This is a genomic window from Streptomyces sp. 3MP-14, assembly GCF_006334905.2.
Lineage (GTDB): Bacteria > Actinomycetota > Actinomycetes > Streptomycetales > Streptomycetaceae > Streptomyces > Streptomyces triticirhizae.
Genome location: NZ_VDLZ02000015.1, coordinates 172,936 through 190,364 on the forward strand (window position 1 = coordinate 172,936; position 17,429 = coordinate 190,364).

Here is a 17,429-nt window from a genome sequence, read left to right on the forward strand (position 1 = left end):
CGGCCGGCCGTTTCCCGGTTCCTCAGGACGCCTCCCGCAGCGGCCGCAGGGCGATGCCCGGGTCGCCCTCCGGCGTGCCGAGCTGCGGCTCGTTGCGGCTGGCCCAGGCCTCGTAACCGTCGCTGTGGTTCAGGCAGTTCCGCGCCGCGGCGCGCGCCACGGACCGCTCGCGCGGCGTCAGCTCCAGCAGGTCCATCTCGCGTTCGACGGCCGCCGGCAGGTGGTGGAGCCGGTCGCTGTAGTCGAAGAGCAGGCCCTGGAAGTGCGCGAACGCCTCCTCCTGACCGACCCGCTCGTGGCGCATGTGCTGGGCGACCGGGTTGCGGTGGTCGCCGACCTCCCGGTCCCGGAGCGCCGAGTAGAGGTCGTTCGTCAGGATGACGCAGTAGTAGGTCAGCCGCCGCATGGTGACCAGGGAGGACATCCGGTAGATATGGGCCGGAACATAACGGGTGTTGGCCAGCTCTCCCTGCGAGACCGCCACATGCAGACCGCCGTTGTCGATCCGCAGGCTCAGATAGTCCGCCAGGTTCCAGGGGTACTCCGGCTTGCTCATCGCGTGGTAGGCGCTCTGCGTGGCGAAGTAGTGCCGCCAGTGGCTCGATGTGCGCGCCAGGAACTCGGGCGGGCACAGCTCCTCGTGTTCCCGCCACAGACTGTGGAACATCCACAGAACGGCGGCGTCGGACGACGGCTTCTCCCCGTCGAGAATGCGGATCATCTGGTGGGCGATCGTGCGACTGGTGCCCAGATCGCTGCGGAGCGAGTCGTTGAAATCGTCGTAGAAACGGTAGAAGGCATAGATCTTCGCGAGGATCGACTGCCGTTCCGGAACGATGTCGGGATGGACCCAGGGATAGAACGTCATATACCGCAGAACGCGCGGGTTGTCGGCGCCGAAACGGCGCGTCCAGGACGTCGCCGTGGCCATCGCCCCGGGGTCCGGCGCGCCGGGAACGAACCGCTGTGCGTGCGGGGTCAGGGCGGGTCGCATCGGGAAACTCCTCCAGAATCCTGGGCATCCCTTTCGGGAAGCCGGAGTTGGCCTCGTCGAGGGGGCGGAAATCCGCCCGGAATCAACGCGGTGTAACCGTGCAGTGCAGTTCCGGAATCCGGGCGATCAGGCCGTAGCGGAACCGGGCGGGAACCGGCGGGTTCCGCACGAGTTTCCAGCGGCGGCAGGCGGCCAGCAGAAAGGTGAGGATCTCCACCTCCGCGAACTGCGCGCCCATGCACACGTGCGGACCCAGACCGAACGGGATGTAGGAGCCCTTCGGCAGGTGCTTCGTGCTCCCGTCGGACCAGCGGTCAGGAGCGAACACGTGCGGTCGCGGGAAGACGTCCGGCCGACGGTGCAGGGCCATCGGCGCGATGACCAGCTCGGTCCCGGCCGGGACCACGACGTCCCCCAGCCGCACGTCCCGCAGCGCCCGGCGCGGCAGCAGCCAGGTGGGGTTGTAGAGCCGCAACACCTCCCGCACGAACGACCGGGTGAACGGCGCCCGCTCCAACGTCTCCTGCCGCACGGGCCCTTCGCCGAGGGCATCCACCTCCCCGTGCAGCCGTTCCCGCAGCTCGGGATGCTGGTCCAGCAGCCAGAAGACGCTGGTCAACGCGGACGACGTCGTCTCGTGCCCGGCGATCATCAGCGACATCACCTCATCCCGCATCAACGTCCGCGAGACCCGTTCGCCCGTCTCCGGAATCCGGTAGTCGATCAGGTGGCTGAGCAGGTCGAACCGGTCGCTCGGGGCGGGCGGGTCCGCGCAGTAGGACGCGACGAGACCGTCGATCGCCCCCTTCAGCCGCTCGACGGCGGCACGCGCCCGCCGGTTCGCGGGCAGCGGCAGCCGGAACAGGAGCTCGGGCAGCACCAGGTACCGGATCAGCCCGTACAGCACCTCGGGCACCGTCTCCCGCACGCGGTCCGCCACCTCGGGGTGCTCCTGGGCGGGCAGCAGCGTGCCGACGATGACGCGGATCGTGTAGTCGACCATGACGCGGTCCACCCGGAGGGTCCGGCCCGGCGTCCAGGAGTCGACCTGACGGTGCGCGATGTCGTGCATCACCTCGGCATAGCGCCCCAACTGGCCGGGTTGCAGGGCCGGGCGCAACATCCGGCGCTGCATACGGTGGTCGTCACCCGACGTCAGCCCGACGCCCTCACCGGCGAGCGGCTTCATCTTCTCGAACAGGGCGCCCTTCTCGAACTCCTCGTTCCGCACCTGGAGCACCTCGTACACCAGCTCCGGATCGCTCACATAAAGGAAAGGCCGCGAGCCGAAATACATGCGCACCATGGGCCCGACCGGAGCGAGCGACTCCATGAAACGCACCGGTTCCCGAAGAAACCCCGGCGCGTGCCCGACCACGGGAAACCTGCCCGGTGCCGTGGGAATGCGCATGGTGAAACACCATCCCGAGTCGCGTCGACAGGAAACGTGCCAATCCCGGCCACCCCGGCCCGCACGGGCCGCAATCGCACATCCACGCTACCGGGACCGCCAGCCGCCGGGTAGAGCGCCTCCCGACCCCCCGGAACACCACCCCACCCGACCGCCGCCGCGCCGCCCCCGGGTCAGTTGGTGAGGGCCCTCCGGATCAGCCGACGCGGGGCAAGGAGCCTCAGGGCGACTTCCTGCCGGCGCTCGTCGCACCGGATTCCCTGCCCTCCCGGCGTTCGGTGGCCTCGGTGCGGCATCATGGCAGGCATGAAGTTTCGACGGAGGAAGCGGCGGACGCCGGAACAGAGTAAGCCCGTCGCAATACAGATGCGGGAGTTCTTCGCGACCCTTCCCGAACGGCCGTCACCGACGGAAGTCGTCGAACGTTACGCAGACTATTACGTGGAGCATCCGTATCTCGTCGAGCAGGTTCTCAACGATTCCGGGCGCTCGAAATTCAGTATCTCGTTGGCGACTTCGGACCACGAGCGTCAGGCCATCACCAAGAGGGCGGCCCTGATCAGCGACACCCTGCTCCTTCAGCACAGCGATCCGGAACAGTTCCATGTCGTGCGGAGAAACAGGTTCTTCGATGGCGGGATCAGCAGGCCGCACTTTGATCTGCCGCCCTCGTCGATCACCGACGAGATCAGCATCAACTGCTCCGACGTGGAGTCCCTGGCGGAGTGGATCACCTCGTCACGGCCGCTGCTCGAGTCCGGCCTGGCGTGGTACTTCCCACGCGTGCGCAGCACGAGTGCTGTTGACGATTTCGCCCCCAGGGAGAAGGTGGGACCTGTTGACTTCGTCGTCAAGGATCGCCACATCGTGCAGGCCGTGGACGCGTCTCTCTCCGGAGTGAAGGGGCGGATGGTCAAGTTGGTGCTGGAGATCGATCTGCCGTTCGTCGACGCCGTCTCGCTCAGGGACTTCTCCGACATCACGGTCAGCGAGTTCGACTCCTACCGGGGATTCAGGAACTTCCTGCGAGGCAGGTTCCTCGAGATCGAGGATGCGCTGAACTCCGATGAGACCGACAGGATTCTGGCCCGGCTGTCCGTGGAGATCGATGATCAGGTCCGCGCGGTGGTCGATCAGATCAAGCGTGCCGACGCCAGAAACAATCTGCAAAGCGCCGGGTTCGGCTTCGGTGTGACAAGCGCCGCGCTTATCGCTGTCGCGCCGGAGCTGTTCGAGCAGGCGCTGACAGTGGCGGGGTTGGCTGGCGCTGGCCCGGCACTCTTCGACTTTCTCAAACAGCGCCAGGAGAACCGCTTCCAGGTCGCTGACGGACGGGAGTGGTACTACGTGTGGCAGCTGTCACGCAAGGCGGAGTACCGGTAGGTCCGGCCTCACGCCGATACTCCGGAACGAGGAGCGCCCCGAAAGCCGTCCCCTCGGGACGGTCGCCTTCGGCGGTGTGTTCGGTGCTGATCAGCTAGGCCGAACCAGATCCTGGCTTGCTACAGGCCGTTCACTACGGGGGGTAAGCCGGTTAGCCCTGCGCCTCCAGTACGTGTGTGGAGCCGAGCTCACTCACGCCGGCGACATCCTCATTCTGGAGACCAGCGCGACCCCAGGCTGGCGGACCAGCACCTACCCCTTAGCCGTTGAGGCCCGCTGGCCTCGACGCCGCCCCATCTACTACGACCTGGCCGGCCATGCGATCCCCATGCACGGAGTCCTCTCCAGATCCTGACCCTTTACCGGTTCGGGGGCCGTCTCGATCATGAATGAAACCGACCCGATCGAGATCTCATGCTCGACTAACCTAATCCTCCGATAACGATCAAACCGCCAGTGCCGCCACCAACTTTGAGATCATCTTCGCGACGGGGTCACCGCACCGGTCCGTTCGGTGACTGAACCAGGCGATACAGACAAGGATGTCGCTGTTGGCCAGCAGGGGGTCCGTGTGGGGGCGACGAACGGATGTGGAAGCGACCGGTACGGGGCATGCGACAGCCATCGGCGGCATGGCGGTCTCCGGCGCTCTGATCGTGAATGGCAGTGTCAACATGACCGGTCAGTACAGCGTCACGCGGACTGGGTATCGGGAGCAGATCCAGCGCTTCGCACCGCCTCAACTCCGGGGCCGCACGGAGGAGTTGGCGGCACTGGTCGCCTTCTGCACCTCTCCGGAAGAGGCCCCGTACCTGTGGCTTCGGGGTCCGGCCTGGGCCGGCAAGTCCGCGCTACTCTCGTCATTCGCACTGCGTCCGCCGGAGGGTGTGCGGGTCGTCCCATTCTTTGTCACGGGCAGATTCGCCGGTCAAAACGACCGCATCGGGTTCTGTGATGTGGTCACGGAGCAGTTGGCGGCCCTCCTCGGCCAGCCCATGCCCGCCCAGATCACCGATGCCACACGCGAGGGCCATCTGCTGAGGCTGATCGATGAGGCGGTCCAGGTGTGCCGGGAGAATGGCACCAGGCTTGTGCTGATCGTCGACGGTCTGGACGAGGACCAAGGTGTGACTGGTCACCCGGAATCCCACAGCATCGCGGCGCTGCTCCCCGCGCGGCCCCAACCGGGACTCCGCGTCGTCGTCACGAGCCGGCCTCACCCGCCGGTACCCACTGACGTGCCGGACAACCACCCGCTGCGTGATCCGAGCATCGTGCGGGACCTCTCGACGTCACCTCACGCCGAAGCGGTCAGGGCCGACGCAGAACGGGAGGTCCAGCGCCTGGCGGACACATCCGGTCTGGGGCGGGACATCCTTGGCCTCATCACTGTGGCCGAAGGTGGCCTGAGTGAGCGGGACCTGGCCGAGCTCACTGGCGAATCCACCTACGCGCTCGAGCGCAAGATCCGTACCGCCTCCGGGCGGACCTTTGCGTCGCTGCTGAGCCCATGGAACAAGGAGGAGGTGTATGTCCTCGGCCATGAGGAGCTTCGCAGCACTGCTCTACACGTGTTGGGAGGCCGTCTCATGGACGACTACCGTGAGCGCCTCCACCGGTGGGCGGATCACTACCGGGACCAGGGCTGGCCCGCCCACACTTCGGAATACCTGCTCCACGGCTACTTCCGTGCCCTGCGTATCGCAGGAGATTTGCCACGGCTGGTGGCGATTGCCACGGACGCCACCCGCCACCACCGCGTGCTTCGGGTGACGGGTGGTGATGGCGCCGCATTCGGAGAAGTCAGGGCTGTGCAGGAGCTGCTCTTGGAGCAGCAAGACCCGGACTTGCTCGCCATGGCCCGGCTGGCGGTGCGCCGCGACGCGCTGGAGGCCAGGAACGACAACGTACCCATCGCCCTGCCAGCGCTCTGGGCGGCCCTGGGCGAACCGGAACGAGCAGACGCCGTGTTGAACGGCATCGTTACGCCGGACCGCCACAGACGAGCTTTCCTGTCGCTGTTGGAGACGTTTCTCCTCGGCGGAGACTTCGGTCGGGCCCGTGCTCTCGCGGAGACAGCTGTGCAAACAGGTCTGCGGGCTCGTGCTCTGGCCGATGTGGGCAAGGCCCTGTGCGCGGCCGGTGATCTGAAAGGAGCCGAGGAAGTAACCCTCTTGGTGAGAGACCCACGCCAACGGGTCAGTGCTCTGTCAGATATGATTCGGGCGCTGGCCGCCGCAGGTGAACCGGCCCGTGTCGCACAACTCGTGGAGAACGCCGAACGGGCAGCATTGAGCGTATCCCGGCCCATGCATCGTGCAGCAGCGATGAGAAGTGTGGCTAACTCCCTTGTAGACCTTGGGGAAGATGTCAGAGCCCTCAACCTCGTGCGCACGATCCCGGACCTGTCCTACAGGGCGAGGGCTTTGAACGATCTGGCGCTGGCGGCCACTCTGGCGGAAGACCAGGCACGGTACGGGGCGCTCTCGGATGAAGCCACGACCCTTACCTACGCCCTACCTCAACCAGAGTCACGTATCCGTTCGTTGGCCTCACTAGCCTGCACGGCAGCCACTGCCGGACAGTTCGAACTCGCCAGGGACCTGGCGCAAGACGCCACCAGACTGGCCCAAGGGCTGGACACATCCGTCAAACGATACAACGCTCTTGTCCGGGTCGTTGCTGCGGTATTGGCTGCTGGAGATCCCGAGCTTGCTCGCCACCTGACACGGAGCATCACGGTCCCGGAGCGGCGCGTCTGCGCACTGCTCCATCTGGTTAAAGGTAAAGCCATCAGCATCCCAGAATGCGTGGCGGAGTTGCCCGGATCCATGATCTCACTCCTCACGGAGGGGGCGCTCGTCCACTTTGTGAGGGTTGCTGCGGTGGAAATGGATGAACCCGCTCTTGCTGAGGCCTTCGCGGCGCGAATTGTCACTCCGGCCAGGCGGCTCCATATCCTTCTCGAATTGACCCAGAGGGCCGCTGCCAAGGGAGCATCTGAGCATGTGCGCAAGCTCAGAGCACAGGTGAAGGAGGTCAGTGCCATGCTCCACGAGCCACAGGAGCGCATCGAGGCCACCGTGGGCATCGCTCACCTCGATGCTCTGCTGGGAACAGACAATAGCGCACGTAACATCGCAGAAGCTACGGAAGCTCGGCTGAACAACAGCACCGACGATGTCCGCCACCAGAGTCGGGCCCTCCTCAATCTCGCTCGCGCCATGACGGTGGCGGGGGACGCCGATCGGGCCAGGGCCCTTGGGCGACAGGTGGAGTCCCTCGCCGGCGGAATCGCACCGGCGAGCGAACGGGTGCAAGCGCAGGAGGGGTTGATCGACCTGGGCATCTCCGTCGGCGACTTCGACTGGGCTGGTTCGCTTGCACAGAAGTTTCACGAGCCCTACCGGCGGGCCATGGCACTCGTCAAAGTCGCCGATGCCTGGGCTGCGATTGACGATCGGCGACGTTGTCTCGGACTGCTAGCAGATGTCGAGGCCCTGTCTGGCCCTATGCGCGACGTGAACGAGCGGTCTCGTGTACTGACCGAGTCGACCAGGATTCTCACCCTGCTCGGGTTCCATGAGCGGGCAGAGGAAGTGGCTGGGAGGATCACCGATCCCCAGCAACAGACGAAAGCTTTCATGGAGCTGGCCCAGCATGTGGACGAACGGCAGATGAGACGGCTGCTGGCGAAGGTTCTCGGCACGACGGGCTGGGCCGAGTCGTTGAGCAAGGTCGTGCAACTGGCGCCCTTGCTGGTGCGCACCATCGCCGATGACCAATTGACCGAGGCCGCTGCATCGGTCCGGGCTCCACAGAGCTCCGAAGGCGACAGCAATCCACTGAGAAGGTTGCCGGAGCCGCAGTGGCGAGACTCTGAGTCATCTGCCCAAGAGGGCTGAGCTTTCGCCACGGCGACTCCGGAGGCGAAGGTCGACGTCTACCGCAGTCTGGGCCTGACCCTGACCTACCAGCCCGAGAAGCAACTCGGGGATGAATTCCGTGTCCGAGGACCGTCACTCCCACGCCCTGTGCCGGCAGACACGGCTCGCCGTGGGGTGATGGGGCGTGAACGGTTCGGGGCGAGGTCGGCGCGGTGGAGGGCCGGCGGGACCGTGATTCAGCGTGTGGCGGTGGTTCGGTCGGCTCCGTGGGCCGGGGCGTCGTGCAGGCCCAGGCGCAGGTGCTCGACGTGGTAGAGGGCTTGGTCGAGGAGTTCGGCGACGTGGTTGTCGTAGAGGGAGTAGACGATGCTGCGGCCCTTTCGTTCGCCGGTGACGAGGCCGAGGTTGCGCAGCAGGCGCAGTTGGTGGGAGCAGGCCGAGTTCTCCATGCCGACGGCCTCGGCGAGGTCCCCGACGGAGCAGGGCCCCTCCTGGAGGCGGGCGAGGATGTAGAGCCGGGAGGGGGTGGCCAGGGCCTGGAGGGTGGCGGCGACGTCGGTGGTGCCGACCGCGTCGAGACGTTCGCGGGTGCTGGCGCTGCCGGTGGTGACGCTTCGGTGGCCCATGCGCCCCATCCTACCGCCTATACTTGAAGACCTGTTCATATATTCCTGTATGGTGAGGTGGTTGCCCTCGCCCCGTGAAGGGTCGTTCTGCCATGACCTCGTCCTCCGTTCTCGACCAGCCGCCCGCGCTCCCGGCCGGCGGCCCGCACCAGGTTCTGTCGCGGCGCCGCACGCGCCTGCTGGCCCTGCCGGAGGCCCGGTGGGCGCTGGCGGCGCTCGTGCTGTTCCTGCTCGCCCTGCCCTTCCACCTGCTGGACGGCCCGGGATGGGTGTGGAGCGCGCTGTTCGCCGCGACGTATGTCACCGGCGGGTGGGAGCCCGGCTGGGAGGGGCTGAAGGCCCTGAGGGACAGGACGCTGGACGTGGACCTGCTGATGGTGGTGGCCGCGCTCGGGGCCGCCGCGATCGGCCAAGTGCTGGACGGCGCGTTGCTGATCGTCATCTTCGCCACCTCCGGCGCGCTGGAGGCCGTCGCCACCGCGCGGACTGCGGACTCCGTGCGCGGACTGCTCGATCTCGCGCCCACCACCGCGAGCCGCCTGTTGCCCGGCGGAGGCGAGGAGACGGTGGACACCGAGGACCTGGCGGTCGGGGACACGATCCTGGTCCGCCCCGGTGAGCGCGTCGGCGCGGACGGTCGGGTGGTGGACGGGGCCAGCGACGTCGACCAGGCCACCATCACCGGCGAGCCGCTGCCGGTGCCCAGACAGGTCGGTGACGAGGTGTTCGCCGGGACCGTCAACGGCACCCGAGCGCTGCGCGTGCGCGTCGGGCGGAACCCGTCGGACTCGGTGATCGCCCGGATCGTGCGGATGGTCGAGGAGGCGTCCGAGACCAAGGCGCCGACCCAGCTGTTCATCGAGAGGATCGAGCAGCGCTACTCGGTCGGCATGGTCGTCGCGACGCTCGCCGTCTTCGGCGTCCCGCTCGCCTTCAGCGAAGCGCTCCAGCCGGCCCTGCTGCGGGCCATGACGTTCATGATCGTCGCCTCGCCCTGTGCGGTGGTGCTCTCCACCATGCCGCCGCTGCTGTCCGCGATCGCCAACGCCGGGCGCCGGGGCGTGCTCGCGAAGTCCGCCGTCGTCATGGAACGCCTCGGCGAGATCGACACCGTCGCCCTGGACAAGACTGGCACCCTCACCGAAGGCTCACCCCACGTCACCGACATCCGCCCGCTGCCGGGCAGCAGGCTGGACGACGCCGCGCTCCTGGCCCTCGCCGCCTCCGCCGAACTCCCCAGCGAACACCCGCTCGCCCGCGCGGTCGTCGCCGCCGCCCGCGCACGCGACCTGCCCATCGCGAGCGCCGAGGACTTCACCTCCACGCCCGGCCGGGGCGTCACCGCCACCGTTGACGGCCGGACCGTCACCGTCGGCGCCTCCGACCGCCTCCTCACCGACGCTCCCGGCTCCCCGCACCGAACGGCCGTGGCCGAGCTGGAGGAAGCCGGCCGCACCGCCGTGACCGTCCTGGCCGAGGGAACGCCGGTGGGTGTGCTCGGCATCGCCGACCGGCTGCGGCCGGACGCGCGGGCGACCGTCGCGGCGCTGACCGAACTCACCGGCCGCGCCCCCGTCCTGCTCACCGGCGACAACGAGCGCGCCGCCCGCCGCCTGGCCGCCGAGGTCGGCATCACCGAGGTCCGCGCGGGGCTGCTGCCCCAGGACAAGGTCGCCGTCGTCCAAGCGTGGCAGGCCGCCGGCCGCCGCGTGCTCGTGGTCGGCGACGGCGTCAACGACGCCCCCGCCATGGCCGCCGCCCACGTGGGCATTGCCATGGGACGGGCCGGCTCTGACCTCGCCCTGGAGACCGCCGATGCCGTCGTCGTCCGCGACGAACTCGCCACCATCCCGGCCGTCGTCCAACTCTCCCGCGCCGCCCGCCGCCTGGTGATCCAGAACCTGGCCATCGCCGGAACGTTCATCGCCGTCCTCGTCGTCTGGGACCTGACCGGCACGCTCCCGCTGCCGCTGGGTGTCGCAGGACACGAGGGCTCCACCGTCATCGTCGCCCTCAACGGCCTGCGCCTGCTCCGCGAGTCCGCCGCCCCCGCCCCACCCAGGACACCCCGTGAGCCGGCGCCCTCGCCGCGCCGCCCCCGCCGCGCCGTCCCCCGACTCCCGTCGCGGCGACCCGGTGGGCCCGGATCAGGGGGTGATCCGGAACGTGGCGTCCTCGCGTGCCGCCTGCGGTGCCGCGGGGTCGATCGGGTCGAGGCGGAGGAGGAAGCCCTGGTGCCGCACGTAGCGGTCCGGGTGGTTGTGGGACCGGAAGGAAACCCACGCCGAGTCGGCCAGGCCCGGCTCGGCGTGGAAGGTGGCGTCCTCGGCGAAGAGCGCGGTCCCGTCCTGCGGGGCCAGGCGCAGTGCGAAGTCGACGTGCCGGAGGTAGCTGCCCGGGAGGTTCACCGACTCGAACGAGGTGCCCCCGGGGTCGGCGAGCCCGGGCACCAGGCGCCACTGCTGGTCGGCCGGCGGCTCCAGGGGGAACGGATCGAGTCGGGCGACGTGGTTCGCGTGCCGCACATAGCGGTCCGGGTGGTTGTAGGACTTGAGCCGTCGCCACCGTGGTTCACCCCACCGCGCCACCAGGGTGCCGTACTCGGCCTCGGTGATCGGCGTGATCCCGGCGTGCTTGGCACTGATCGGCGCGGTGTAGTCGCGTTGGTTCAGCGGCGACCACGTGTCGCCGTCGAGGTCGGCCGACCCCCAGGCGTAGAAGACGGCGTTGCTGGGGGAGAAGGAGTCGCCCCACAGCCAGAACGTCTCGTCCGTGGGCGACGCGACCAGGATGGGCGCCTCGATGGCCTGGCCCTGCCGCAGGCCGCCCGTCAGGGTCGTGTAGGTGTTCGGCGCACCGTCGGGTGACCTGGCCACGTGGAGGTAGCCGGTGTCGAGGTTCTTGTAGGCCAGGTAGAACGCGCCGGCGCGGGGCAGCACATAGCCGTCGAGCACGCCGAATCCGGGATCGAAGTAGACCTCGGGCGGTCCCATCGTGACAAAGTCCGTCGTGTAGTTGACCAGGAAGACGTCCCGGGTGCCGTTGTGGGCCGAGTAGACCACGGCGTACGCGCCTCGGGCCGGGTCCCAGAAGGAGGTGGGTGCCCAGGCGTGGGTGGCCAGGTCGTGCAGGTGCACCCGGCGGTACCCGGTGAACGAGGTGAGGTCGGCCGAGTCCCAGACGTGGATGTACTGGTTGTTCTGGTCGAACACGCGCCCCTTCAGGTCGGTGGCCAGCACGGCGAACGTGCCGTCCTGCCTGCGCTGGAGGAACGGGTCGCGCAGCCCCTGGGTGCCGGCCGTCGGGGTGGCCACCGGGTCGTTCTGGTTCAGCGGCGTCCAGTTCAGGCCGTCCGTGCTGACCGCCAGGTGGAGGGCGTAGCTGTCGTCCGTCTCGTTCGGTGACTCCTTGAAGTAGGCCATGGCGTAGGCCGTGGCGGCGGCGGAGGACGTCCGCGCCTGGACGGCCCCGGCCGGCAGCACGGAGGCGGCGCTGGCGGCCAGCGCGGTGGCCAGGAGGGTTCGGCGCGTTGGCATGGCGGGCTCCTTGGGGGCGGGAGGGTGGTCGGGCGGACGGGCCGTCTCCGGCGCCGGTGGGCCGGGGCGGCCGACGCCGCGGCTCGGCTTCGGCCCGGTCAGCGCCTGAGGAGCCGCTGCTCCTCGGCGGAGGTCAGGTTGAGGATCGAGCCGTGGCGCTTGCGGGTGTCGCCCAGGTCGTGTCCGTCGGTGCGCTGGAAGTTGTGGGTGTCGCCCAGGTCCGGGGAGACCAACGGCAGGTACCCACGGCCGGTCGCGTACTGGTCGAGCCAGAGGGCCCACTCGTTCCGGTCGTTGAACTTCGCCCACATCGGGCCCTCGACATCGCTCCCCGTCAGACCCAGGTGGGAGAGGTCGCCGAGGCGGGTCCAGGTGCCGAGGAGGGAGTCGGCGGCCTCGACGGTGAGTTGGCCGTCGCCGGAGGCGCGGTAGTAGCGCCAGCCTCCGGTGCCGTCGGGTACCTCGATGATCTGGGTGTCGATGATGCCCTGGTCGCCGGGGCGGTCGATGTAGACCCGCGGCTCGGAGGCGGTGACGAAGTCGCGGGTGCGCGCGTACCAGATGCGGTGCTTGCGCACCTCGTCGACGGTCGAGTTGGTCGCCCAGTAGACGAGGAAGTCGCCGGTGTCGGGATCGAAGATCGCCTCGGGCGCCCACGCGTTGCCGGCGTCGGCGATCGCGCCGGCGACGTCCAGCAGGCGCGGCTCGGACCAGGTGACCAGGTCCTTCGACTCCCACACCACGAGGGAGGTGCTGCCACGGTTCATGGCGTCGTCCCAGGAGGTGCCGCTGCCGATGTGCAGGTCGGTGGCGACGATCCAGTAGCGGTCGCCCTCGGGTGAGCGAACGAGCGCGGGGTCGCGCACCCCGCGCGTGCCCACCGTCGAACGCAGCACGGGCTGACCGCCGTTGAGGTCCGTCCAGTGCAGGCCGTCGTCGCTGTGGGAGAGGTGGAGCTGCTCCCCGTCGGGGTGCTCGCCGGTGAAGTGCGCCATCAGGTAGCCGGTGTACGGCTCCTGCGCCGACGCGGCCCGCTGCCCGCCCGCCATCTGGACGGAGGTGAGCAGCAGCGCGAGCGCGAACAGCGGCACGGACAGGCGGAGGAGGCCGGTTCTCATGGGTGTGCCCTTTCCGTTGGCGCGGGTTCCGATGGCGCGGGTTTTCGTTGGTGCTGGTTTCGTTGGCGCGGGCGGGACCGGATGCGGCGGGACGCCTTCGAGCGCGGGGACGACGGGGGTGATCCCACCCGCGCGGTCGGCGGTGGTGTTCGAGGTGAGAGCGTGTTGCTTCGCCGGCCCGTCGGGGCGTGGTGGTCGATATATCGAACGATGTTCGCTATATCGGTGGCACCGTAGCGCCGCCCTCACGGGTCGTCAACGCCTGTCGGTGGTCGAGGAGTTGCCGGCCGCCGCCCGGACCGTGTTGCCCGGAGGCGAGGACGCCGACGCCCTCGCCGGCGACGTGGCGCACCGACCGGAACGCCGTCACCGGTCGGTGCGCTCCACCGGATAGGGCACGTAGGTGCGCCGGTCCGGGTCGATGGTCAGCCGTCCGCCGGCCGGTGGGCGGGCGCGTTGGGCGCAGTCCCGGCGCTCGCAGATGCGGCAGCCGAGGCCGATCGGGGTGGCGGCGCGCGGGTCGTCCAGGGCGACGCCCTCGGCGTAGACGAGCCGGTGCGCGTGACGCAGCTCGCAGCCCAGGGCGACGGCGAACTCGGCGCGCGGGGCGTGGTGCCCGAAGCCGCCCCGGGTGATGGTCCGCGCGACCCAGAAGTACCGCTTGCCGTCCGGCATCTCGGCGACCTGGGTGAGGATGCGGCCGGGTGCGGAGAACGCCTCGTAGACCGTCCACAGCGGGCAGGTGCCGCCGAGCCGGGAGAAGTGGAAGTCGCTCGCCGACTGGCGCTTGGAGATGTTGCCGGCCCGGTCGACCCGCAGGAACGAGAACGGGACGCCCCGCCGCCCGGTGCGTTGCAGGGTGCTCAACCGGTGGCAGACGGTCTCGAAGCCGACGCCGAAGCGCGCCGAGAGCAGCTCGATGTCGTAGCGCACCTCCTCGGCGACGGAGTGGAAGGCCGGGTACGGCATCAGCAGGGCGCCGGCGAAGTAGTTCGCCAGGCCGATGCGGGCCAGCGCCAACGACTCAGGCGAGGTCAGCCCCGTGGCGCCGGCGGCGAGTTGGTCCAGGAGCGGGCCGTGGTCCAACAGGGCCAGCTGGGTGGCGAGTTGGAAGGCGCGCTGACCGTCGCTGAGCCAGGGCGAGAGGAACAGCAGCCCGGCGTCGGGAACGAAGCGTCGGGCGTCGCCCGCGCGGCCGGGGACGGCCTGGACGACGCGGACGCGGTGGCGCTCGGCGAGCAGCGCCGTGAGCGGGTCGGCCGCCCTGCCCGGTCGGAGGTCCAGCGCGTCGGCGGTCCGTTCGGCCTCGGCGTCCAGCGGTTCGAAGTGGTTGTGGTGGGCGTAGAAGAAGTCCCGCACCTCGTCGTGCGGCTCGGCCGGTGGCAGGGGCGTCCCGCCGGGGGAGCCGAGCGCGGCGGCCTGCTCGGCCGCGTCGCGGTAGCGGCGGTGCAGGGCGACCAGCGCGCGGGCCACCTCCGGGTGGTCCCGGGCGGCCTCGCTGATCTCCTCGGCCGCCGGCAGCGGCACGCCGCACGCCTCGTCGGCGAGCGCGTCCCGCAGGTCGGCGGCGAGCCGGTCCTCGTCCGCGTCGGAGAAGAACGCGGCGTCCACGCCGAAGACCTCGGCGATCCGCAGCAGCACGGAGGCCGTCAACGGGCGCTGGCTCTGTTCGAGTTGGTTGGCGTAGCTGGTGGAGATGCCGAGGGCGCCCGCCAGCTCGACCTGGTTCATGCCGCGCTCGCGGCGCAGCCGGCGCAGCTTGGCGTGGGCGTAGACCTTCGGGCCCGCCGCGCGTCCCGCCATGGCGCCCACCTCCCCTCTCGCGGCTCCTCGCGGCTCCTCGCGGCTTCTAGGGAGCCAATTGCGAACGTAGCATTCGCTTCGTTCGCAGTATTCGCGGGTTCGCAGCGTGACGCTGTACGGATTCCACAGGTTGGCTCGGTGGCGTGGCGGTCGCCCGATGGGCCAGTGTCGATCATGACGGCACCGGAAGCACCGTTCCGCAACCGCGAGGAGTCCCGTGATCGAGCACCGTGTCCGCGTCCACCCCAGCACCAGCCGGCTCCCGCGCGAGGAGCAGCTCGCCTGGCGGCTCGCCTCCGTGGCGACGAACACCGAGGAGCCCCGCGAACTGGACGCCGACAGCGCCGCGATGGCCGTCAACCGGGTGATCGACAACGCGTCGGTCGCCGTCGCCGCCCTGCCACGCCGCCCGGTCGCCGTCGCCCGCGCCCAGGCCGCCGCCCACCCGGCCGCCGCCCACCCGGCCGCCGCGCGCGGCGCCTCCGTCTTCGGCGCCGACGCCAGGGTCTCGCCGGAGTGGGCGGCGTGGGCCAACGGCACGGCGGTGCGGGAGTTGGACTTCCACGACACCTACCTCGCCGCCGACTACTCCCACCCGGGCGACAGCATCCCGCCGCTGCTCGCCGTCGCCCAGCACGCCGGCCGCACCGGGGCCGACCTGCTGCGGGGCATCGTCGCCGCGTACGAGATCCATGTGGCGCTGGTGCGCGGCATCTGCCTGCACGAGCACCGCGTCGACCACGTCGCCCACCTCGGCGCGGCCGCCGCCTGCGGCCTCGGCGCGCTGCTGCGGCTGCCGACCGAGACCGTCTACCAGGCGGTCCAGCAGGCCGTCCACACCACCACCGCAACCCGCCAGTCCCGCAAGGGCGAGATCTCCAGCTGGAAGGCGTTCGCCCCGGCCTTCGCCGGCAAGGCCGCGATCGAGGCGGTGGACCGGGCGATGCGCGGCGAGACCTCGCCCTCCCCGATCTACGAGGGCGAGGACGGCTTCCTGGCCTGGATGTTGGACGGGCCCGCGTCCGACTACCGGGTGTCGCTGCCGGAACCGGGCGAACCGCGCCGCGCGATCCTCGACACCTACACCAAGGAACACTCCGCCGAGTACCAGGCCCAGGCGGTCATCGACCTGGCCCGCCGGCTGCGCGAGCGGACCGGCCCACTGGACCGGGTGCGTTCCATCGTCCTGCACACCAGCCACCACACCCACCGGGTGATCGGCTCCGGCGCCAACGACCCGCAGAAGTACGACCCCACGGCCAGCCGGGAGACCCTCGACCACTCGGTGCCCTACATCCTGGCCGTCGCCCTGGAGGACGGGGGTTGGCACCACGAGTGCTCCTACGCCCGCGAGCGCGCCGGCCGCCCGGCGACCGTGGAGCTGTGGCGGAAGATCACCACCGTCGAGGACCCGGAGTGGACCCGCCGCTACCACGACCCCGACCCGGAGCGCCGCGCGTTCGGCGGCCGCGCGGTGGTCACCCTCGACGACGGCGCGGTCATCGAGGACGAACTCGCGGTCGCCGACGCCCACCCGGCCGGCGCCCGACCGTTCGACCGGCCCGCCTACCAGGCCAAGTTCCGCACCCTCGCGGCGGGCGTCGTCGCCCCGGCCGACCAGGACGCGTTCCTGAACACCGCCGGAAACCTGGCCGAGTTGACCGCCGCCGAACTCGACGGGCTCTTCCCCACCGTGGACACCGACGCCGTCGCCGCGCGCGACGCCCAGTTCCCGAAGGGCCTGTTCTGATGCCGCACACCCGCACCACGCCCGCCGAGCGCCGCCGCGCGTTCCGCGAACAGCTCGCCTCCGGCCGGCTGTTGCGCGTGCCCGGCGCGATCAACCCGCTGTCCGCGCGGCTCATCCAGGACACCGGCTTCGACGCGGTCTACCTCTCCGGCGCCGTACTCGCCGCCGACCTGGGCCTGCCCGACATCGGCCTGACCACCTCCGTCGAGGTCGCCGGCCGGGCCCAGCAGACGACGCGGGTCACCGACCTGCCGGTCCTCGTCGACGCGGACACCGGCTTCGGAGAGCCGCTGAACGCCGCCCGCACGGTGCAGCTGATGGAGGACGCCGGCCTGGCCGGCCTGCACCTGGAGGACCAGGTCAACCCCAAGCGCTGCGGCCACCTCGACGGCAAGACCATCACGCCCCGCGCGGAGATGGTCCGCCGGCTCAGGGCGGCCGTCGACGCCCGCCGCGACCCCGACTTCGTGCTGATGGCCCGCACCGACGCCCGTTCCGTCGAGGGGCTGCGGGCGGCGATCGACCGCGCGCGGGCCTATGTCGACGCCGGCGCCGACGCGATCTTCCCCGAGGCCCTCGCCGACCCTTCCGAGTACGAGGCGTTCCGCGCGGCGATCGACGTGCCGCTGCTCGCCAACCTCACCGAGTTCGGCAGGACACCTCTGCTGGACGTGGCCACCCTGGAGAGCCTCGGCTACAACATCGCCCTCTACCCCGTGACGCTGCTGCGCCTCGCCCTGGGCGCGGTCGAGGACGGGCTGCGCACCCTCGCCAGGGAGGGCACCCAGGAGTCCCTGCTGCCCCGGATGCAGACCCGCTCCCGGCTCTACGAACTGCTCGGCTACGACGCCTACGCGACCTTCGACTCCTCCGTCCACACCTTCACCCTGCCGCCCGGCACCTGACGCGACGAAAGGCACC

10 protein-coding genes and 1 pseudogene are annotated in these 17,429 nt (G+C 69.9%); 5 read left to right on the forward strand and 6 right to left on the reverse strand.

Annotated features, from left to right (window positions below):
- Positions 1-22: 22 nt before the first annotated feature.
- On the reverse strand, positions 23-994 hold the full coding sequence (locus FH609_RS23805; RefSeq protein ID WP_139667508.1) for a terpene synthase family protein: 972 nt from the start codon (positions 992-994) through the stop codon (positions 23-25).
- Between the two features lie 82 nt (positions 995-1,076).
- Complete coding sequence (locus FH609_RS23810; protein WP_139667509.1) at positions 1,077-2,405, reverse strand: cytochrome P450; 1,329 nt, start codon at positions 2,403-2,405, stop codon at positions 1,077-1,079.
- A 306-nt stretch (positions 2,406-2,711) separates the two neighbouring features.
- On the opposite strand from FH609_RS23810, the gene FH609_RS23815 reads away from it, so the two are divergent.
- Positions 2,712-3,788, forward strand: coding sequence for a hypothetical protein (locus tag FH609_RS23815; protein WP_139667510.1), 1,077 nt, complete (start codon positions 2,712-2,714; stop codon positions 3,786-3,788).
- 590 nt (positions 3,789-4,378) lie between these two features.
- Entirely contained in the window at positions 4,379-7,693 is a 3,315-nt protein-coding gene (locus FH609_RS23820; protein WP_193317882.1) for an NACHT domain-containing protein, read from the forward strand.
- Between the two features lie 218 nt (positions 7,694-7,911).
- Here FH609_RS23820 and FH609_RS23825 read toward each other — a convergent pair whose 3' ends face one another.
- The gene (locus tag FH609_RS23825; RefSeq protein WP_139667512.1) at positions 7,912-8,301 is read right to left on the reverse strand and encodes an ArsR/SmtB family transcription factor; all 390 of its coding nucleotides are present in this window, start codon (positions 8,299-8,301) and stop codon (positions 7,912-7,914) included.
- Between the two features lie 92 nt (positions 8,302-8,393).
- Here FH609_RS23825 and FH609_RS23830 point away from each other — a divergent pair.
- A pseudogene (locus FH609_RS23830) lies at positions 8,394-10,352 on the forward strand (heavy metal translocating P-type ATPase); the annotation flags it as partial.
- A gap of 96 nt (positions 10,353-10,448) precedes the next feature.
- Here the strand turns inward: FH609_RS23830 and FH609_RS23835 are convergent.
- The 3 genes from FH609_RS23835 to FH609_RS23845 all read right to left on the reverse strand — a co-directional run bounded on the left by FH609_RS23835 (position 10,449) and on the right by FH609_RS23845 (position 14,758).
- Positions 10,449-11,837, reverse strand: coding sequence for a glycoside hydrolase family 43 protein (locus FH609_RS23835; protein WP_139667513.1), 1,389 nt, complete (start codon positions 11,835-11,837; stop codon positions 10,449-10,451).
- 98 nt (positions 11,838-11,935) lie between these two features.
- On the reverse strand, positions 11,936-12,955 hold the full coding sequence (locus FH609_RS23840; RefSeq protein ID WP_139667514.1) for a glycoside hydrolase family 43 protein: 1,020 nt from the start codon (positions 12,953-12,955) through the stop codon (positions 11,936-11,938).
- Positions 12,956-13,321: 366 nt separating this feature from the next.
- Positions 13,322-14,758, reverse strand: a complete 1,437-nt coding sequence (locus tag FH609_RS23845) for a short-chain fatty acyl-CoA regulator family protein (protein WP_139667515.1) — start codon at positions 14,756-14,758, stop codon at positions 13,322-13,324.
- Positions 14,759-14,975: 217 nt separating this feature from the next.
- Here FH609_RS23845 and FH609_RS23850 point away from each other — a divergent pair, with 217 nt between their 5' ends.
- Together FH609_RS23850 and prpB are read left to right on the forward strand one after the other, a co-directional pair.
- Positions 14,976-16,508: an MmgE/PrpD family protein gene (locus tag FH609_RS23850; protein WP_139667516.1), complete on the forward strand. Its 1,533-nt coding sequence runs from the start codon at positions 14,976-14,978 to the stop codon at positions 16,506-16,508.
- Positions 16,508-17,413 (forward strand): methylisocitrate lyase, encoded by a 906-nt coding sequence (gene prpB, locus FH609_RS23855; protein ID WP_139667517.1) that lies wholly within the window; start codon positions 16,508-16,510, stop codon positions 17,411-17,413. The genes FH609_RS23850 and prpB overlap by 1 nt, the downstream gene beginning before the upstream one ends.
- Positions 17,414-17,429: the final 16 nt, after the last annotated feature.